Genomic DNA, 19,106 nt, shown 5'->3' with positions numbered 1-19,106 from the left:
GCGGGCGAGATCCCGGCCGGTTCAGTAGCGGTCGGGCTCCCAGGTGGACACCGCCCAGAGGACGGCCAGATCGAGCAGGATCACCACCACCGACCACCACGGGTAGTACGGCAGCGATGCGAAAATCGCGATGCCACACAGGATCTCGAGAATGCTCGCGACGAGCAGCAGGGCGACGGCCAGCATGGTGACGGCGGCGGCGACGCCCTGCGACACCGGACGCGGCGGGGCCGCCACCATCGTCGTCGTCACGGCCGCTCCGCTTCCCGCTCCTGTTCCGCTTCTTCGGGCACCGGCTTCGGCAGCGGCGCGCCGATCAGGACGTCGGCCCACCGCGTCGAGGGGTCGATATCGAGCAGCAGCGCCTTGACCAGCAGCGTCAGCGGGATGGCGAGCAGGGCTCCGAGCGCGCCGATCACCCACGCCCAGAACACCAACGACAGGAAGGTGATGGTCACGCCCAAACCGACGGCGTCACCGACGAATTTGGGCTGGATGATCGACTGGATGACGAAGTTGATCACCGAATAGACCACGATCACCCAGATCATCAGCACCGGCCCGCTGTCGAGCAGCGCCAGCAGCGCGGGCGGGATGACACCGATGACGAAGCCGATGTTCGGGATGTAGTTGGTGATGAACGACAGCAGCGCCCACAGGATCGGCAGCGGCACGCCCATCAACCACAGTGCGCCACCGTCGATCACCGCCACGATCGCGCCGAACACGGTGGACACGACCAGGTATTTGCGAGTGCCCTCGGCGAAGGTGAGCAGCGCGGTCGCGATGGCGGGGCGCTGCTTCTCCACTACGAGGATCCGCTTGTCCATCGTCATCCCGTCGACGGCCATGAACAGCAGCAGGGCAAGGACGAAGAACAGATTCGAGAAGACCCCGAGCACGCCGCCGAGCAGTTGCTCGATCACCTCGGCGATCTTGCCGACATCGATACCGTCGAGCACCTTGTGGACCTGGTCGGAGCTGACGCCCAGATCCGAGAGCAGTCCGCGGGCATTGTCGAGCAGCGAGTTCAGCTTGTCGCCGTATTCCGGGAGCAGCGAGGCCAGTTGCCACGCCGAGACCACCAGTGCCAAGCCGATCCCGAGCAGAATCGCCACCACCGCGGTCAGGGCGATGATCATTCCCGCCCACGAGGGCCACCCGCGCCGCCGCGCCCAGCGATGCAACGGCTGCACCGCGATGGTGAGCATGAGTGCCAGGAAGACCGGTCCGACGATGCCGGAGAAGACTTTCAGACCCCCGACCACGACCACGGCCGCGGCCAGCGACAGCAGCACGATCAGTCCGCGGGGAATCGACCAGGACGGCGCTGCGGCGCCCGCGCTCGGCTCGGACATCGGCTCTCCCTCGGTCTGGTGAACACAGCCGGAGAAGACTTCGCGCAGTGTCGCCCAGTCCTCCGGGACCGACGGTAGGGAGATCGCGGGCGTCGCACATCGCCCGTTCTGGGTGAAGTCCGGCTAGGCTACGCCGTCTTCATCTGCGGGGTCGGCGGCGGCGCTGTCGTCCGCTTGCCGAGTCTGCCGACCGCCCAGAAGGCCAGCTCCACCACCCAGAACAGCCACAGCGACAAGGTCACCACGATCACCGGCACCGCCAGGAACAGCAGCGACGGCACCGCGATCACGATCCAGCGCGCGATGTCACCCGGGGTCGCGCCGCGCAGGCGGCTGCCCAGACGCACTGCGGCCCACATCATCCAGCGCCGCGGCGTCGAGACCGCGAACTCGTGCAGGCAGCGGCGGAAGATGCCGTCGGCGTCGGCGCGGCCGACCATCTCGGTGCGGCACAGATAGTCGTGCAGGATCGCGGCGCGGGTGTAGGCGCCGTAGCGCGGGATCAGCCAGACCAGGGCCCGCGGCACCGAGGCGAAATCGGTGCGGAAGCCGGCCGGGACCGTGAACGTTTGCACCGCACCCTGATACGTGAGCGGTTCGACGAGCCGCCAGAATCTCGCGTCCAGCTCTTCGACGACCGGACCGCCTCCGATGAATCCCACGACCCACTCCTCCCGAGCCGCCCACCTGCCGATATCGGCGATGGTAGCGCTCGGCCGGGTCGTCCGAAGCGCTCAGCGGCGCGGTTGCGGACTCGAATCGAAATCGCCGCTGGGACGATATTCCCCGGCCTCGCCCGCCACCGGATAGTCGTCGAACTCGGCCGGTCGCAGGTCACCGAGCAGACCCGCCGAGCCCGAACCGAGATCGGTGCGCGGATGCAGCGCGGCCAGGAACAACAGCACGAGCGCGGCGAGGAACGGCTGGACGAGCAGTGCGAGGTCGGTGCCGACTTCGGCGGGCAGCGCGACGATCTGACCGACCGCGGGATCGTGCGGACGCGGATGCCTGCCTTCGGCGACCGCCTCGCCGACCCACATCATCACCGCCGCACCGAGTCCCGAGGCGAGCAGGATCCCGACGACCAGCGCGGGCCCGCGCACGCTGCGCACCCGCCACGCGGCGATCGTGGTCAGCACCGCGACCACCGCGCCCAGGCACAGGAACATCCCGACCGCGTCGAACAGGTGCAGGCTCTCGCCGGTGAGCACGGCGGCGCGACCGGGCTGGGTCACCCGCAGCCGTTCGGTCGGCGCGAGCAGACCCCAGGCCACCCCGGCCGCCGCGCTCGCCACGAGCACGACGACCGCGACGACACCGACGCCGATCACCTCACGGCGCAGGACCTCCGGACGCGGCGCGGCGCCGACCTCGGCCACCACTACCGGCGTTCCAGCTGCGCCGATTCGATGACCCCGTGCCGGGAGCACTTGGCCCACCAGCCGTCCGGGCTCACCTGCACGATCATCCGGCGGCCGCACTGCTCGCAGAAGCGCGGCGGCTCGAGCCCGAGCGCGGCGGCCGCGGGCATCGCGTCGTCGAGCCCCGGCACGATCCGCTTGCCGGTGAACGGGTTGTAGCGCTCGTCCATATCAGTCACCCTACTGCGCCTGCGTCTCAGAGGGTTTCGTTGAGCGCCTTGATCGGCATCTTCAGCTCACCCAGCAGATCGAGATCCGACTCGGCGGGACGGCCGAGGGTGGTCAGGTAGTTGCCGACGATGACGGCGTTGATGCCGCCGAGCATGCCCTGCTTGGCGCCCAGATCGCCGAGGGTGATCTCGCGGCCGCCGGCGAAACGCAGGATGGTGCGCGGCAGCGCCAGGCGGAACGCGGCGATGGCACGCAGCGCGTCGGCCGCGGGCAGCACCTCGAGGTCACCGAAGGGGGTGCCGGGACGCGGGTTGAGGAAGTTCAGCGGCACCTCGTCGGGCTCGAGCGAGGCCAGCTGCGCGGCGAACTCGGCGCGCTGCTCGATGGTCTCGCCCATGCCGAGGATGCCACCGCAGCAGACCTCCATGCCGGCTTCGCGGACCATGCGCAGGGTGTCCCAGCGCTCCTCGTAGGTGTGCGTGGTGACCACCTTCGGGAAGTGCGACTTGGCGGTCTCGAGGTTGTGGTTGTAGCGGTGCACGCCCATCGCGGCGAGCTGGTCGACCTGCTCCTGGTTCAGCATGCCCAGCGAGCAGGCGACCTGGATGTCGACCTCGTTGCGGATCGCCTCGACGCCCGCGGCGACCTGCGCCATCAGGCGCTCGTCCGGCCCACGGACCGCGGCGACGATGCAGAACTCGGTGGCGCCGGTCTTGGCCGTCTGCTTGGCCGCCTCGACCAGGCTGGGGATGTCGAGCCAGGCCGCGCGCACGGGCGACTGGAACAGACCCGACTGCGAGCAGAAGTGGCAGTCCTCCGGGCAGCCGCCGGTCTTGAGGCTGATGATGCCCTCGACCTCGACCTCGGGGCCGCACCACTTCATCCGCACCTCGTGGGCGAGCTCGAGCAGCGCTTCCAGGCGGTCGTCGCCCAGGCGCAGCACCTCGACGGTCTGCGCCTCGGTGAGGCCTTCACCGCGCTCGAGCACCTGCTCACGGGCGATGGCCAGAATGTCGGTCTGGACGGGTGCCTGTGTCACGACGTGATGTCCCTTCGACGGGGTGCGTGCACGTGCGCGGGTGTGATCCACCCGGCGTGGCCGTGCAACTTGAACGGTGTTCAGGCTAGGGTAGCGGGTACGAGTGAGACACGACACTCGGGTCGGTGAATCTCTGGGGAAGGACACGCGTGCAACTGCGGAAGACGGATGTGGTCGATGCCGCCGTCGCGATTCTGGACCAGTACGGTCTCGGCGATCTGACGATGCGACGGCTGGCCGGATCGCTGCAGGTCCAGCCGGGTGCGCTGTACTGGCACGTGAAGGACAAGCAGTCGCTGCTCGGCGCGGTCGCCGACCGGATCCTGACGCCGATGGACGAGCCGATCACCGCCGTCGAATGGCGCGAGCAGCTCACCGAACTCGCCCACCGGCTGCGCGACTGCCTGCTCGCCTACCGCGACGGCGCCGAACTGGTCTCGGCCACCTACGCCTCGCGCCTGACCACCAGCAAGGCGCGCGAACGCCTGGCCGGCATCGTCATCCGGGCCGGAATGACCAGGGAGGAAGCCGAACTCACGGCCTACACCCTGCTCTACTACGTGCTCGGCCAGACCGTGGACGAGCAGTCGCGCATGCAGATGGATTCCGTCGGCGCACTCGCCGACGACGCCTCACCGCTGCTCGACACCCCCGACCCGACCGCCCGCTTCGACTTCGGCCTGCAGTTGTTCATCGCGGGCGTGCGCACCATCCTGGGTACCCGCGTCCGCTAGGCACGACGCGGTTCGTACCGCTGCGCGTAGCGGGTCGGTGGTTCACCGAAGATCCGGCGGAAGTCGCGGCTGAGGTGCGCCTGGTCGGCATAACCCAGCTCGGCGGCGGTCGCGGCCCAGTCGATCGCGGCCCCGGCGCCGAGGCGTTCGGTGATCTCGTGCAGGCGGTAGCGGCGGACCACCCACTTCGGGCCGATCCCGACACAGTCGGCGAACAACCGCTGGAGCCCGCGCACCGTCAGGCCGAATCGGTCGGCGAGCGCGTCGACCCTGGTCACCGCGGTGTCCTCGGCGATCGCGGCCACCACCCGCGCGGCGAGCTCGGCCTGCGGATCAGCGGCGGGCAGGCGCTCGACGAGGAAGCGTTCCACCGAATCGACATCGGCCACCGTCGGCAACCCGGGGCCGAAAACCGTTGCGGCATCGACTGTCCGATCCCGCAAATCCGCCACCGGGCCGCCGAGGAACGGGCGGAACATACCGGGCCGGAACGCGACACCGAACACCGAACCAGCTCCGGCCAACTCGCGGTACACGTGTGACGACGACGGCCCGTGCAGCTCGGCACGCCCGTCCCGGAAGCTCAGATGGACGTTCGGCAGCGGTACCACCAGCTGCCGATACGGCTGTGCGTACTCCCAGGTGACAGCCCAGTACCGCGCTACATAGCGCGTCAGCTCCCCCGACGGCGCGGCGAACGCATGCCGTTGCGCCGCGCGCCAGGCGCCGCCGAGTTCCCGCGGATCGCGCTCCACGCGGCGAGTGTATGTCGCGTTTGTTCAAGACAGCACGGCACGGCGGTGGTTACCTCGGTGCATGTCCGAAACCGAACGCGTCGCCCGCGCCGCCGAACCACTCGCCAAGCTCCTGCGCACCATCACGGCGGACCAACTCGTCGCCCCGACGCCCTGCGCCGACTTCGATGTCCGCGCCCTGCTGAACCATCTGCTGTTCTGGGGCCCGTCCCTGGTCGGCGCGGCGAGCAAGGCCCCGATCGCCCCGCCCGCGGCCGCCGAAACCGACGTCGACCTGACCGCGGGCGACTGGTCGGCCGCCCTCGACACCCAGCTCGGCGATCTCGCCACCGCGTGGCGAAACCCCGAGGCGTGGCAGGGCACCACCCACCTGGGCGGGCCGACGGAACTCCCGGCGTCGCTGGTCGGCGGCATGGTCGTCGGCGAACTGGTCGTCCACGGCTGGGATCTCGCCCGCGCCCTCGGCACGACCGCCGACTGGGACGACGACCTGCTCCGCTACCTCCTCGACGAGACCGCCGCCACCGCCGACCAGGGCCGGGCGATGGGCATCTACGGCCCCGAGATCCCGGTCGCCCCCGACGCTCCCGTGCTCGACCGCATCCTCGGCCTCACCGGCCGCGACCCTGCCGGGAAGTAGACTGCCGGGCCCGCGGCGGCACTCGCCCGGGAACCAGCGGCAGATAGGCGGCGCCGGCCCGAGGACGGCCGGACCACCGACGACGTCGGCGGATTCGATTCTGCACGGCAGCTTGTCGAGCTCGCCGGACAACCGCAGCGCCGACTGCAATCGCGCCTGCTGATCGGCCACAACGAGCGTGGTGCCCGCGGGCACCACGCTCGGCAGGGGTGTGTCCGGGGCGGCAACACTGGCCGGTCCCCCGGTAGCTCGCCGGCACCGCGTGCCACGCTAGAGTTCGGTCGTCCTCCCCGGCGGGTGCGGGAATCCGGTGTAACTCCGGAACGGTCGCGCCACTGTGATCGCCTCGCGGCGAAAGTCAGACCTCCCTCGCCGGGCACCCTCTGAAAGGGCCGCGCCTTGCCTCTGGAGACACCGCGATGATCCGTGCCCGGACATCGCTCGCCTTCCCCCCTGCTCGGGGTGCTGTTGCTGGCCGCCATGATCGGCGCGACCGGCTTCGGCGCCGAGATCGTCCCCGTGTCCGCGGTGCTCGACACCCTCGGCGCCCGCCTGACCGGCACGACTCCCACCGATCTCGGCATCGACACCATCGTCTGGCAGCTCCGGGTGCCGCGCACCGTCCTGGCCGCCGTGGTCGGCGCCGGGCCTCGCGCTGGCGGGCGCGGCCATGCAGACACTGGTGCGCAACCCCCTCGCCGATCCCTACCTGCTGGGCGTCTCCTCCGGCGCGGGCGTAGGCGCGGCCGCGGTGATCACCTCGGGCCTGTTCGCGGGCGCGGGCATCTGGGCGCTCTCGGGCGGCGCGCTGGCCGGTGCGTTCGGCGCGGCCACCCTCGTCTTCCTCGTCGCCTTCGCCCAGGGCGGTCTCACCCCGCTGCGACTGGTCCTCACCGGCACCGTGCTCGGCTCGGCCTTCGCCGCGTTCAGCAGCTATCTGGTGTTCCGCAGTACCGATCCCGCCGCCGCGCAGTCGGTGCTGTTCTGGCTGCTCGGCAGCCTGGCCGGCGCGGACTGGACGACACTCGCGCTGCCGCTGGTCGTCGTGCTGGTCGCGGGTGTCGGCTTGATGGCCATCGCCGGCTGGCTCGACGCGCTCACGCTCGGCGCGACCACCGCGTCGTCGATCGGTGTCCCGGTGAGGGAACTGCGCATCGGGTTGTTCGTTCTGCTGGCGATTCTCGTCGGTGTGCTGGTCGCGGTGTCGGGCGGAATCGGCTTCGTCGGCCTGGTCGTCCCCCATGCCGCGCGCATGATCGTCGGTCCACGCCACCGCGATCTCCTCCCCGCCTGCGCCCTGTGCGGCGCGCTGTTCCTCGTCGTCGCCGACGCCGCGACCCGGGTCCTGGTGCGCCCCACCGAGATCCCCGTCGGCGTCCTGACCGGCTTGATCGGCGCACCCACCTTCCTGCTCCTGATGGGACGCCGGCGCTACCAGTTCGGCGCTTCATGACCACGCACGAAAACACCGCTCGGCGTCCGGCACCGTTCGCCGAGGGTCAGTCCGGCGAGCAGACGGGCGAGGACGGCACCGCATTGCCCACGCAACCGGTCGATTCCGCCGGTACGGATCATGACGACGACCGGTCTGACGCACGCACCGCTGCCGATGATCCCGGCGAGGCCGGTACCCATGTCCCTCAGGCGGCGACGGACGATCCCCTCGACGACCGGGTGAACGACGCCGAACACGGCGATACCGTCCGGGCTGTAGCCGACGCGAAGGTCGACCGCGTGGCCCGATCGAACACCGCGCTGCCCGCAGCCGTGCGGGCCGTCGAGCTGACCTGTTCGGTCGGCCGCCGGAATATCGTTGTCGGCGCGGACTTCTCGATCGAGCCCGGCGAGACAGTCGGCATCGTCGGCCCCAACGGCAGCGGCAAGACGACACTGTTGCGCACCCTAGCCGGTATCCGCAAACCCGCGCGCGGCCGCGTGCTCGTCGACGGCCGGGTCCTGCACGACCTTCGACCACGGCAGCGCGCCACCGAGGTCGCGCTGGTGGCCCAGGACGAGAGCCCGCCCGCCGACCTGCTCGTCGGCGAAGTGGTCGCGCTTGGCTTGACGCCCTATCTGCCACCGTGGGGTCTCGGCGCGCCGCGCGAGCGTCAGCAGGTGGCGGAAGCACTCGCGACAGTGGACCTTTCGGGTTTCGCCGACCGGCCGGTGCAGCAGTTGTCGGGTGGCGAGCGACAGCGAGTCCTGCTGGCCCGCGCCCTGCTGCAGGACACCCCCGTCCTGTTGCTGGACGAGCCGACCAACCACCTCGACGTCACCCACCAGCTCGAGCTTCTCGACCTGGTGCGCGGACTGCACCGCACCGTCGTCGCCGCCCTGCACGACCTATCGCTGGCCGACCGCTACTGCGACCGGATCATCGTGCTGCACAACGGCATCGCCCGCCCACCGGCACCGCCCGCCGAGGCACTGACCCCCGACGTCGTCGCCGAGGTGTTCGGCGTGGACGCCACCCGGGTCCGACACCCGGTGACCGGCGAAGACCATCTGTTGATCACCCCGCGAAAGGCTCGCTGATGAAGCACACCGGCCGGACCCTGGCCACCACCGCACTCGCCGCCGTCCTGGCGGCCTGCACCGGCACCTCGGCCGACATCGCGTCGACCGTCACGGTGCGCAACTGCGGCAAGGACACCACCTTCCCCGCACCCGCGCAGCGCCTGTTCGTCAACGACGGCAACCTCGTCTCGATGATCCTGGCGCTCGGCGCCCAGGACCAGGTGACCGCGGTGTCGAGCATCCAGCGCGACGCCGACACCCTGCGCAGGCACTACGGTGCCGCCGTCGTCGACGGGCTGAAGTCCGTGGCGCCCGAATACCCGTCGCGCGAAACCGTCCTCGCCCAGCGCCCGGACGTCATGGTCGCCGGCTGGAGCTACGGCTACGACGAGGCGAGCAACCTCACCCCCGCCTCCCTCCAGAAGGACGGGGTGGCGGCCTACATCCTCACCGAGAGCTGCCGCCAGCAGGACGGCGCGGCCGCACGCGGCACCGTCGAACCCTGGACCGCCCTGCGCACCGATCTGACCGATCTGGGCGCGATCACCGGCCACACCGACCGCGCGGCCGATGTCACCGCCGATCTCGACCGCCGACTCACCGCCCTCATCGCGGCCCCGAAGCCGGCGAAGGCCCCGACGGTCTTTCTGTTCGACAGTGGCACCGACACCATCTACTCCAGCGGCACATTCGGTGCGCCCCAGGCGATCCTCGAAGCCGCGGGTGCCCGCAACATCCTCGACGACGTCGCCGACACCTGGACCAAGGTCTCCTGGGAACGTCTGGCCGCCGCGGACCCGGACGCGATCATGTTCGTCGACTACCCCGGCCAGAGTTACGCGCAGAAGGTAGAACTGCTGCGTAGCAAGCCGGGCATCAACGGGCTGCGCGCCGTCCGCGACAGCCGGTTCTTCAATCTGCCGTACGCGCTGTGGACCAGCGGCCCGCTCAATATCGACGCCGCCGAACAAATCCGCAAGCAGCTCGAAGCGTGGAACCTGGTGCCCGCCTCGACCATCACGCCGCGCGCAGACGACGCGGTGCGCTGACCACACGCCGGGTGCGGCCGGTCAGTCGACCGTGCCGCGCTCGGCCAGGGCGGCGAGTTTCCGCAGCCCCATCCGCCAGTGCGTCTCGTTGTCGGCCGCCGTCAGACCCTTGGGCACATCCTCGTGCAGCACCTCCAGATCGGTGCCACCGTCGACGGCATCGCTCAGAGAGAACGTGATGGACTGCGCGCCCTCCATATCCGGCCTGCCGGTGACGAACTCCATCACCTCCACCACCTGCTCATCCGGAACCAACGTCAGGAACCGTCCGTAGTAGGCGTCGTGCTGGAGCTCCGGTATGCCTCTCTCGGGGGGTTCGTCGCTGGTCACGGTGATCGAGAACGAGCCGCCGGCCTCGGGTTCGAACCGGTGTACCTCACAGCTCATGCCGTCCGGCATCATCCACTGCTTCACCGCGTCCGCCTCGAGCAGCAGTCGATACACAGTCGCGCGGGGCGCGTTGATGTGCGTGCCGATCCTCGTGGTCGCCATAGCTCCACGGTAGTCCCCGAACCCGTCGAAGGGGCTTCGGGACGCGAACGCAAAAAGGCCCTCCAGCAATGCTGGAGGGCCTTTCGCAATGATGTTCCGGCGGTGTCCTACTCTCCCACACCCTGTCGAGTGCAGTACCATCGGCGCAGGTGGCCTTAGCTTCCGGGTTCGGAATGGGACCGGGCGTTTCCCCACCGCTATAACCGCCGTAACACTATGAAACTAGACAGCGCTCCCGGATTCACCGAACCCCGCAATGGGATCCAATGATCAGGTTTGCTGCAGTGTCTGTTGTTTCAGATACCGCACAGTGGACGCGTAACACCTTCGATAGTAAGCCCTCGGCCTATTAGTACCAGTCACCTACACCAGTCACCTGGCTTCCAGTTCCGGCCTATCAACCCCATGGTCTGTAGGGGGCCTTAACCCATCAAGTGGGAGAGAAACCTCATCTTGGAACAGGCTTCCCGCTTAGATGCTTTCAGCGGTTATCCCTTCCGAACGTAGCCAACCAGCAGTGCTCCTGGCGGAACAACTGGCACACCAGAGGTTCGTCCGTCCCGGTCCTCTCGTACTAGGGACAGCCTTCCTCAAGTTTCTAACGCGCGCGGCGGATAGAGACCGAACTGTCTCACGACGTTCTAAACCCAGCTCGCGTGCCGCTTTAATGGGCGAACAGCCCAACCCTTGGGACCTACTCCAGCCCCAGGATGCGACGAGCCGACATCGAGGTGCCAAACCATCCCGTCGATATGGACTCTTGGGGAAGATCAGCCTGTTATCCCCGGGGTACCTTTTATCCGTTGAGCGACACCGCTTCCACTTGCCGGTGCCGGATCACTAGTCCCGACTTTCGTCCCTGCTCGAGCTGTCACTCTCACAGTCAAGCTCCCTTGTGCACTTGCACTCGACACCTGATTGCCAACCAGGCTGAGGGAACCTTTGGGCGCCTCCGTTACATTTTGGGAGGCAACCGCCCCAGTTAAACTACCCACCAGGCACTGTCCCTGAACCAGATCATGGTCCGAGGTTAGAAGTCCAATACGATCAGAGTGGTATTTCAACGACGACTCCACCTGAACTGGCGTCCAAGTTTCACAGTCTCCCACCTATCCTACACAAACCGTACCGAACACCAATACCAAGCTATAGTGAAGGTCCCGGGGTCTTTTCGTCCTGCCGCGCGTAACGAGCATCTTTACTCGTAATGCAATTTCGCCGAGTCTGTGGTTGAGACAGCAGAGAAGTCGTTACGCCATTCGTGCAGGTCGGAACTTACCCGACAAGGAATTTCGCTACCTTAGGATGGTTATAGTTACCACCGCCGTTTACCGGGGCTTAAATTCTCAGCTTCGCGCCTAAACGCTAACCGGTCCTCTTAACCTTCCGGCACCGGGCAGGCGTCAGTCCGTATACATCGTCTTACGACTTCGCACGGACCTGTGTTTTTAGTAAACAGTCGCTTCTCTCTGGTCTCTGCGACCCCACCCAGCTCAGACCGTAAAGATCGTCACCAGATGTGGTCCCCCTTCTCCCGAAGTTACGGGGGCATTTTGCCGAGTTCCTTAACCACAGTTCTCTCGATCGCCTTAGTATTCTCTACCTGACCACCTGTGTCGGTTTGGGGTACGGGCCGTGTACCAACTCACTAGAGGCTTTTCTCGGCAGCATAGGATCACTGAATTCACCACAACGGCTACGCATCACCTCTCAGGCTATATGCAACACGGATTTGCCTATGTTGCGCCCTACAGGCTTACACCAGGTATTCCATCACCTGGCCCAGCTACCTTCCTGCGTCACCCCATCGCTTACCTACTACAGCGAAGGTCCCGTGCAGCAATCATCCCTCTCACCCGAAGGCTCGATAAGACAACATTTGGACAGTTAGTACCACTGATTCGATATTTGGCGCGGATACACGGGTACGGGAATATCAACCCGTTGTCCATCGACTACGCCTGTCGGCCTCGCCTTAGGTCCCGACTCACCCTGGGCGGATTAACCTGGCCCAGGAACCCTTGGTCATTCGGCGGACGAGTTTCTCACTCGTCTTTCGCTACTCATGCCTGCATTCTCACTCCCGTGGCCTCCACAGCTGGATCACTCCGCTGCTTCCACGGCCACAGGACGCTCCCCTACCCATCCCAGCTCCTGGCTCGAAAGCAGGATAATGCTGAAATGCCGCGGCTTCGGCGGTGTACTTGAGCCCCGCTACATTGTCGGCGCAGGATCACTTGACCAGTGAGCTATTACGCACTCTTTCAAGGGTGGCTGCTTCTAAGCCAACCTCCTGGTTGTCTAAGCGACCCCACATCCTTTTCCACTTAGTACACGCTTAGGGGCCTTAGCCGGCGATCTGGGCTGTTTCCCTCTCGACTACGAAGCTTATCCCCCGCAGTCTCACTGCCACGCTCTCACACACCGGCATTCGGAGTTTGGCTGACTTCGGTAAGCTTGTGGGCCCCCTAGGCCATCCAGTAGCTCTACCTCCGGCGTGAAACACGTGACGCTGCACCTAAATGCATTTCGGGGAGAACCAGCTATCACGGAGTTTGATTGGCCTTTCACCCCTACCCACAGCTCATCCCCTCAGTTTTCAACCTAAGTGGGTTCGGGCCTCCACGACGTCTTACCGTCGCTTCACCCTGGCCATGGGTAGATCACTCCGCTTCGGGTCCATAATGTGCGACTGGAACGCCCTATTCGGACTCGCTTTCGCTACGGCTACCCCACACGGGTTAACCTCGCCACACACCGATGACTCGCAGGCTCATTCTTCAAAAGGCACGCCATCACCCCACGTACAAGTACGAAGGCTCTGACGGATTGTAAGCGCACGGTTTCAGGTACTATTTCACTCCCCTCCCGGGGTACTTTTCACCTTTCCCTCACGGTACTAGTCCGCTATCGGTCACCAGGGAGTATTCAGGCTTACCGGGTGGTCCCGGCAGATTCACAGCAGATTTCACGGGCCCGCTGCTACTCGGGTATCTCCTACAACAGCCAAAGAGTTTTCGTCTACCGGACTATCACCGTCTATGGCGGGCCGTTCCAGACCACTTCGACTAACACTTTGGTTTCTTACTGTTGCTCAATTCGGCAGAATTGAGAAAGAAGACCCCACAACACCGCGTAGACAACGCCTGCCGGCTATCACATCTACACGGTTTAGCCTCATCCGCTTTCGCTCGCCACTACTCACGGAATCACTGTTGTTTTCTCTTCCTGTGGGTACTGAGATGTTTCACTTCCCCACGTTCCCTCCACACACCCTATATATTCAGATGCGGGTAACACGACATCACTCGTGCTGGGTTTCCCCATTCGGAAATCCTCGGATCTCAGCTCGGTTGACAGCTCCCCGAGGCTTATCGCAGCCTCCTACGTCCTTCATCGGCTCCTGGTGCCAAGGCATCCACCGTACGCTCTTAAACACTTACTAACAAAGATGCTCGCGTCCACTGTGCAGTTCTCAAACAACACACCCACTCGTAACCGTGTATCGAGATTTACTCGGCTACCGCCGGCAGTCTCTCGAAGATCCGAGTGGATCGTTTTTTGCCTAGAAAGAACGCGTGTTCTTTCAGGACCCAATAGTGTGTCGGTATATCACCACGACCAGCCACTTTGGGCTGATCTAATGCGATGAGTCAGTCAGTGTTCCACCCATGAGCGTCCGCAGTTCCACGAATGGGAACTAAACGGTCTCTGCCACAACCACATTCACCTCTGTGATGCGTCGTGGAGATGTGCTCCTTAGAAAGGAGGTGATCCAGCCGCACCTTCCGGTACGGCTACCTTGTTACGACTTCGTCCCAATCGCCGATCCCACCTTCGACGGCTCCCTCCCACGAGGGGTTAGGCCACCGGCTTCGGGTGTTACCGACTTTCATGACGTGACGGGCGGTGTGTACAAGGCCCGGGAACGTATTCACCGCAGCGTTGCTGATCTGCGATTACTAGCGACTCCAACTTCACGGGGTCGAGTTGCAGACCCCGATCCGAACTGAGACCGGCTTTAAGGGATTCGCTCCACCTCACGGTATCGCAGCCCTCTGTACCGGCCATTGTAGCATGTGTGAAGCCCTGGACATAAGGGGCATGATGACTTGACGTCGTCCCCACCTTCCTCCGAGTTGACCCCGGCAGTCTCTCACGAGTCCCCGCCATTACGCGCTGGCAACATAAGATAAGGGTTGCGCTCGTTGCGGGACTTAACCCAACATCTCACGACACGAGCTGACGACAGCCATGCACCACCTGTACACCGACCACAAGGGGGCCTACATCTCTGCAGGTTTCCGGTGTATGTCAAACCCAGGTAAGGTTCTTCGCGTTGCATCGAATTAATCCACATGCTCCGCCGCTTGTGCGGGCCCCCGTCAATTCCTTTGAGTTTTAGCCTTGCGGCCGTACTCCCCAGGCGGGGTACTTAATGCGTTAGCTACGGCACGGATCCCGTGGAAGGAAACCCACACCTAGTACCCACCGTTTACGGCGTGGACTACCAGGGTATCTAATCCTGTTCGCTACCCACGCTTTCGCTTCTCAGCGTCAGTTACTTCCCAGAGACCCGCCTTCGCCACCGGTGTTCCTCCTGATATCTGCGCATTTCACCGCTACACCAGGAATTCCAGTCTCCCCTGAAGTACTCTAGTCCGCCCGTATCGCCCGCAAGCTTGGGGTTGAGCCCCAAGTTTTCACGAACGACGCGACGAACCGCCTACAAGCTCTTTACGCCCAGTAATTCCGGACAACGCTCGCACCCTACGTATTACCGCGGCTGCTGGCACGTAGTTGGCCGGTGCTTCTTCTACAGGTACCGTCACTTGCGCTTCGTCCCTGTCGAAAGAGGTTTACAACCCGAAGGCCGTCATCCCTCACGCGGCGTCGCTGCATCAGGCTTTCGCCCATTGTGCAATATTCCCCACTGCTGCCTCCCGTAGGAGTCTGGGCCGTGTCTCAGTCCCAGTGTGGCCGGTCGCCCTCTCTCAGGCCGCTTACCCGTCGTCGCCTTGGTAGGCCATTACCCCACCAACAAGCTGATAGGCCGCGGGCCCATCTCGTACCGATAAATCTTTCCACCCACTGACATGCATCAGAAGGTCATATCCGGTATTAGACCCAGTTTCCCAGGCTTATCCCGAAGTACGAGGCAGATCACCCACGTGTTACTCACCCGTTCGCCGCTCGTGTACCCCGAAGGGCCTTACCGCTCGACTTGCATGTGTTAAGCACGCCGCCAGCGTTCGTCCTGAGCCAGGATCAAACTCTCCGTTGAAGACTCTTGAAACACCCGAAGGCGAATCAGAAATATCTAAACTAGAGTCCGAAAACCTAGCAAAGCCAAACACCAGCAAAAGTTTGCTGTTGTTTTAAATGTCCAACCTTCCAACCGGGGGGTATGGAAGGCCGGAACCAATAATAATATTGGCACTGACATTCATCGACACACTATTGAGTTCTCAAAGAACACACGCACAAGCATCCACCCACAACATTCCGTCGGGGCTTCAGTCAGGGCAAGGGTTCAAACTTTAGCGCAGGCCATCCACCGAAGCAAGTCCGGAAGACAGTGAGCCCACACACATGATCAGTCAGGCGCTCATCGTCCTACCTCGTTTCCCTGCACCATCCGCTAGCCTCGAGAGGCTCAGCAGTTCGGCACCGGGTCGGTGTCCGTGTCGCTCTGACTCGAATTAAGTTACGCATCGCCGATCATGAAGTCAAATCGGCTGGTCAGCGGGTGTTTCGCGCACAATCGATGATCATCGGCGCGCGCTCAGGGCCGCCAGTCGGCCAGGAACCAGCTCGGGGCGGCTGCGGTGAACCGCGCGCGGTCCCACTGCCCGGCCCCGGCGGGGATCGCGCCGAGCAACGGGGTCTCGGTGACGCGCGGTAGATCGTCGCGATTGCACTGCGAGGCGAGGTCGGGCTCGGCCGGCCAGGAGCCGATGACCAGTCCGGCGCAGGGCACGCCCGCGGCGGCCAGGGCGCGGGTGGTGAGTTCGCTGTGGTTGAGGGTGCCGAGGCCGGCGGCCGTCACGACGAGTACCGGTGCGCCGAGTTTCTGTGCCAGGTCGAGGAGGGTGAACTCCCCCATTCGCACGAGCAGGCCACCCGCGCCTTCGACCAGGACCAGATCGGCGTCGCTCAGCGCGTCGATGGCGGCGACCGTGTCCCCCAGGGTCAGCAGCGGCATGCCCGCGCGGCGGGCGGCGGTGTCGGGTGCGAGGGGTTCCGGGTAGCGGGCCAGCTCGACGGTGCGGGTCAGCCCGGACAGGCGGGTGACCTCGGCGAGGTCACCGGGCGCGCCGGGGGCGATGCCGGTCTGCGCGGGTTTGCACACCGCGACCGAGCGGCCCGCGGCCTGGGCGGCGGCGGCCACGGCCGCGGTGACGACGGTCTTGCCGATGTCGGTCGAGGTGCCGCTGATCAGCAGGAGGCTCATGCCGTCACCGGTTCCTCGTCACGGGCGGCGGCGAGCACGTCGCCGAGCACCTCGGCGATGGTGTCGAGTTCGGCGGGTGTGAGGTTCGCGCGCGCGGTGAGCCGCAGACGCGAGGTGCCCTCGGGGACCGACGGCGGACGGAAGCAGCCGACATCGAGGCCGCGCGCGCGGCAAGCCTGCGCGGCGTCGAAGGCGAGCTGCGCTTCGCCGAGGACGACCGACACGACGGCGGAGTCCGGTTCGGGCACCCCGGCGATGCGAGCGATATCGGCCGCGCGGTCGAGCACCCGCGACGCCATCGCGGGATCGCGGCGCAACAGCGCGAGCGCCGCGCGGGCCGCGCCGACCGCGGCGGGAGCCAGTCCGGTGTCGAAGATGAAGGTGCGGGCGGCATCGATGAGATGGGCGCGGATACGCGCGTCGCCCAGGACGACACCGCCCTGCGCGGCGAGAGCCTTGGACAGGGTCGCGGTGATCACCAGGTCGGGCTCGCCCGCCAGGCCCAGCTCGTGCACCAGACCACGACCGCCCGCGCCGCGGACGCCGAGTCCGTGCGCTTCGTCGACGATCAGGACCGCGCCGTTGGCCCGGCACACCCGGTGCAGGTCGGCGAGCGGGGCGAGGTCGCCGTCGGCGCTGAAGACCGAGTCGGTGAGGACCAGCGCGCGCTCCTCGGCGCGTTCGGCGAGCAGCCGTTCGACGGCGGCGACCTCGCGGTGCGGGGCGATCTCCACCCTGGCCCGCGACAGCCTGCACGCGTCGACCAGGGAGGCGTGGCTGCCCGCGTCGGAGACGACGAGAGTGCCACGACCGGCCAGCGCGGTCACCGCGCCGAGGTTCGCGGCATAGCCGGAGGCGAACACCAATCCGGTGTCGGCGCCGACGAATTCGGCCAGTTCGGCTTCGAGCTGGGCGTGCTCGGCGGTCGTCCCGGTGACGAGGCGGGAACCGGTGGACCCGGCACCCCAGCGGCGCACAGCCGCGATCGCGCCGTCGACGACCTCGGGATGGCGGACCAGGCCGAGGTAGTCGTTGGACGCGAGGTCGATCGCGGCCGACTCGGCGGGTCGCGGTCGCAGGTGTCTGCGTAGCCCGGCGTCGACCCGCTCGGCCGCGCGCTCGTCCAACCAGCTCAACGGATCCGTACTCACAGCTGAGGAGCTTACTTGAACGCCGTTCAGGCGGGGCGGTCGCGGCGTCATCCGAGGCTCGCCTCGACCGCGGCGCGCACGGCACCGGTGATGGTGGCGATGTCCTCGGTGCTGCTGATGAACGGCGGCATCGTGTAGACGAGGGTGCGGAACGGGCGCAGCCAGGCGCCCGCGTCGACGGCCGCGTCGGTGGCGGCCCGCATATCGACGGGGTCGTCGAGCTCGACGACGCCGATCGCCCCCAGCACCCGTACCTCGGCGACGCCGGGCAGCCCGGCGAGCGGCTCCAGGCCCACCCGCAACTCGGACTCGATCCGGGCGACCTCGCTGCGCCAGTCCCGCGATCGCAGCAGCTCGATCGAGGCGATCGCGACGGCGCAGGCCAGCGGATTGCCCATGAAGGTCGGCCCGTGCATGAGCCCGCCGTGCGCGGCGCTGATCGTCTCGGCGATCCGCGCGGTGCACAGCGTGGCGGCGAGGGTGAGATAGCCGCCGGTCAGCGCCTTGCCGACGCACATCACGTCCGGGGCGACGCCGACGTGGTCGGCGGCGAACAGCGCACCGGTCCGGCCGAATCCGGTGGCGATCTCGTCGAAGACGAGCAGCACGTCGTTCTCGTCGCAGATCCGGCGCAGTTCGGTGAGATAGCGCGGGTCGTGCCAGCGCATCCCGCCCGCGCCCTGGACCACCGGTTCGACGATCACCGCGGCCAGCTCGTCGCGATGACCCGCGACGGCCCGTTCGAGCTCGGCGACGTAGTCCGCCTCGAAGGTCGCCGGCGGTGCGGGGACGAAGACCTGCTCGGTGAGGACGTCGGTCCACAGCGCGTGCATGCCGCCGTCGGGGTCGCACACGCTCATCGGGGTGAAGGTGTCGCCGTGGTAGCCGCCGCGCCAGGTGAGCAGCCGGTGCTTGCCCGGCTTGCCGGCGCCGCGCCAGTACTGCAGGCACATCTTCGCCGCGACCTCGACCGAGACCGAGCCGGAATCGCAGAGGAAGACCTTGTCCAGACCGGCGGGGGTGAGCTCGACGAGCAGCTGGGTGAGCCGGGTGGCGGGTTCGTGGGTGAGGCCGCCGAACATGACGTGACTCATCCGCTGCGACTGCGCGAGCAGTGCGGCGTCGAGCACCGGGTGCCGGTAGCCGTGCACCGCCGCCCACCACGAGCTCATTCCGTCGACCAGTTCGCGACCGTCGGCCAGCGTCAGCCTGGTGCCCGCCGCGCTCGCGACGACCAGCGGTTCGGTGGTCGCGGGGAAGCCGCCGTAGGGATGCCAGACGTGCTCGGCATCGAGGGCGCTGATCTGCTCGGGGGTCAGGTCCAC

Annotated in this window: 16 protein-coding genes and 3 rRNA genes; 5 read left to right on the top strand and 14 right to left on the bottom strand. The window is 66.2% G+C overall.

Going from position 1 to position 19,106, the window contains the following annotated elements; translation table 11 throughout:
- Positions 1 to 21 precede the first annotated feature (21 nt).
- The 6 genes from NV348_RS28515 to bioB form a co-directional block, all read right to left on the bottom strand.
- Positions 22 to 252 carry a DUF7144 family membrane protein gene (locus NV348_RS28515; protein WP_447149610.1) on the bottom strand — a complete coding sequence of 77 codons (231 nt, stop codon included), beginning with the start codon at positions 250 to 252 and terminating at the stop codon, positions 22 to 24.
- Positions 249 to 1,358, bottom strand: coding sequence for an AI-2E family transporter (locus NV348_RS28510; RefSeq protein ID WP_447149609.1), 1,110 nt, complete (start codon positions 1,356 to 1,358; stop codon positions 249 to 251). The genes NV348_RS28515 and NV348_RS28510 overlap by 4 nt, the downstream gene beginning before the upstream one ends.
- Positions 1,359 to 1,486: 128 nt before the next feature.
- Positions 1,487 to 2,020 (bottom strand): DUF1353 domain-containing protein, encoded by a 534-nt coding sequence (locus tag NV348_RS28505; RefSeq protein WP_447149608.1) that lies wholly within the window; start codon positions 2,018 to 2,020, stop codon positions 1,487 to 1,489.
- 72 nt (positions 2,021 to 2,092) lie between these two features.
- A complete protein-coding gene (locus NV348_RS28500) occupies positions 2,093 to 2,737 on the bottom strand; it encodes a DUF2567 domain-containing protein (RefSeq protein ID WP_447149607.1) in 645 nt (214 codons plus the stop codon).
- Between the two features lie 2 nt (positions 2,738 to 2,739).
- Positions 2,740 to 2,949 carry a biotin synthase auxiliary protein BsaP gene (gene bsaP / locus NV348_RS28495; RefSeq protein ID WP_189033945.1) on the bottom strand — a complete coding sequence of 70 codons (210 nt, stop codon included), beginning with the start codon at positions 2,947 to 2,949 and terminating at the stop codon, positions 2,740 to 2,742.
- A 26-nt stretch (positions 2,950 to 2,975) separates the two neighbouring features.
- A complete protein-coding gene (bioB, locus tag NV348_RS28490) occupies positions 2,976 to 3,989 on the bottom strand; it encodes a biotin synthase BioB (RefSeq protein WP_019046302.1) in 1,014 nt (337 codons plus the stop codon).
- Between the two features lie 149 nt (positions 3,990 to 4,138).
- Between bioB and NV348_RS28485 the strand changes: the two genes are divergently transcribed.
- Positions 4,139 to 4,723 carry a TetR/AcrR family transcriptional regulator C-terminal domain-containing protein gene (locus tag NV348_RS28485; protein WP_447149606.1) on the top strand — a complete coding sequence of 195 codons (585 nt, stop codon included), beginning with the start codon at positions 4,139 to 4,141 and terminating at the stop codon, positions 4,721 to 4,723.
- Here NV348_RS28485 and NV348_RS28480 read toward each other — a convergent pair.
- The gene (locus NV348_RS28480; protein WP_447149605.1) at positions 4,720 to 5,478 is read right to left on the bottom strand and encodes an AraC family transcriptional regulator; all 759 of its coding nucleotides are present in this window, start codon (positions 5,476 to 5,478) and stop codon (positions 4,720 to 4,722) included. The two genes, NV348_RS28485 and NV348_RS28480, sit on opposite strands and share 4 nt — an antisense overlap.
- 61 nt (positions 5,479 to 5,539) lie before the next feature.
- Here NV348_RS28480 and NV348_RS28475 point away from each other — a divergent pair, with 61 nt between their 5' ends.
- The 4 genes from NV348_RS28475 (at position 5,540) to NV348_RS28460 (ending at position 9,684) form a co-directional block, all read left to right on the top strand.
- Entirely contained in the window at positions 5,540 to 6,118 is a 579-nt protein-coding gene (locus NV348_RS28475) for a TIGR03086 family metal-binding protein (RefSeq protein WP_447149604.1), read from the top strand.
- Between the two features lie 670 nt (positions 6,119 to 6,788).
- Complete coding sequence (locus NV348_RS28470; RefSeq protein WP_447149603.1) at positions 6,789 to 7,571, top strand: FecCD family ABC transporter permease; 783 nt, start codon at positions 6,789 to 6,791, stop codon at positions 7,569 to 7,571.
- Positions 7,568 to 8,653, top strand: a complete 1,086-nt coding sequence (locus tag NV348_RS28465; RefSeq protein ID WP_447149602.1) for an ABC transporter ATP-binding protein — start codon at positions 7,568 to 7,570, stop codon at positions 8,651 to 8,653. Before NV348_RS28470 ends, NV348_RS28465 begins: the two co-directional genes overlap by 4 nt.
- Positions 8,653 to 9,684 carry an ABC transporter substrate-binding protein gene (locus tag NV348_RS28460; protein WP_447149601.1) on the top strand — a complete coding sequence of 344 codons (1,032 nt, stop codon included), beginning with the start codon at positions 8,653 to 8,655 and terminating at the stop codon, positions 9,682 to 9,684. Before NV348_RS28465 ends, NV348_RS28460 begins: the two co-directional genes overlap by 1 nt.
- A gap of 21 nt (positions 9,685 to 9,705) precedes the next feature.
- Here NV348_RS28460 and NV348_RS28455 read toward each other — a convergent pair whose 3' ends face one another.
- The 7 genes from NV348_RS28455 to NV348_RS28425 all read right to left on the bottom strand — a co-directional run bounded on the left by NV348_RS28455 (position 9,706) and on the right by NV348_RS28425 (position 19,106).
- Entirely contained in the window at positions 9,706 to 10,176 is a 471-nt protein-coding gene (locus NV348_RS28455) for an SRPBCC domain-containing protein (protein WP_447149600.1), read from the bottom strand.
- A 94-nt stretch (positions 10,177 to 10,270) separates the two neighbouring features.
- Positions 10,271 to 10,387: ribosomal RNA gene (rrf, locus tag NV348_RS28450) — 5S ribosomal RNA — on the bottom strand.
- A 118-nt stretch (positions 10,388 to 10,505) separates the two neighbouring features.
- Positions 10,506 to 13,621 (bottom strand): 23S ribosomal RNA (locus NV348_RS28445).
- A gap of 318 nt (positions 13,622 to 13,939) precedes the next feature.
- Positions 13,940 to 15,460, bottom strand: a 16S ribosomal RNA gene (locus NV348_RS28440).
- The 16S, 23S and 5S rRNA genes sit together here, the layout of an rRNA operon.
- A gap of 501 nt (positions 15,461 to 15,961) precedes the next feature.
- Positions 15,962 to 16,630, bottom strand: coding sequence for a dethiobiotin synthase (gene bioD, locus NV348_RS28435; protein WP_447149599.1), 669 nt, complete (start codon positions 16,628 to 16,630; stop codon positions 15,962 to 15,964).
- Entirely contained in the window at positions 16,627 to 17,832 is a 1,206-nt protein-coding gene (locus NV348_RS28430; protein WP_447149598.1) for an 8-amino-7-oxononanoate synthase, read from the bottom strand. The genes bioD and NV348_RS28430 overlap by 4 nt, the downstream gene beginning before the upstream one ends.
- Positions 17,829 to 19,106: an adenosylmethionine--8-amino-7-oxononanoate transaminase gene (locus NV348_RS28425; protein WP_447149597.1), complete on the bottom strand. Its 1,278-nt coding sequence runs from the start codon at positions 19,104 to 19,106 to the stop codon at positions 17,829 to 17,831. Before NV348_RS28425 ends, NV348_RS28430 begins: the two co-directional genes overlap by 4 nt.

Source organism: Nocardia fodinahabitans, from assembly GCF_052983615.1.
This window is presented reverse-complemented; position numbering and strand designations above follow the sequence as displayed.

Bases quoted from the DNA above. Each gene is read 5' to 3' on its own strand.
- NV348_RS28455 (WP_447149600.1), bottom strand. From the start codon at position 10,176: ATGGCGACCACGAGGATCGGCACGCACATCAACGCGCCCCGCGCGACT.
- NV348_RS28475 (WP_447149604.1), top strand. From the start codon at position 5,540: ATGTCCGAAACCGAACGCGTCGCCCGCGCCGCCGAACCACTCGCCAAG.
- NV348_RS28465 (WP_447149602.1), top strand. From the start codon at position 7,568: ATGACCACGCACGAAAACACCGCTCGGCGTCCGGCACCGTTCGCCGAG.
- NV348_RS28510 (WP_447149609.1), bottom strand. From the start codon at position 1,358: ATGTCCGAGCCGAGCGCGGGCGCCGCAGCGCCGTCCTGGTCGATTCCC.
- bioD (WP_447149599.1), bottom strand. From the start codon at position 16,630: ATGAGCCTCCTGCTGATCAGCGGCACCTCGACCGACATCGGCAAGACC.
- bsaP (WP_189033945.1), bottom strand. From the start codon at position 2,949: ATGGACGAGCGCTACAACCCGTTCACCGGCAAGCGGATCGTGCCGGGG.
- NV348_RS28430 (WP_447149598.1), bottom strand. From the start codon at position 17,832: ATGACGCCGCGACCGCCCCGCCTGAACGGCGTTCAAGTAAGCTCCTCA.
- NV348_RS28460 (WP_447149601.1), top strand. From the start codon at position 8,653: ATGAAGCACACCGGCCGGACCCTGGCCACCACCGCACTCGCCGCCGTC.
- NV348_RS28470 (WP_447149603.1), top strand. From the start codon at position 6,789: ATGCAGACACTGGTGCGCAACCCCCTCGCCGATCCCTACCTGCTGGGC.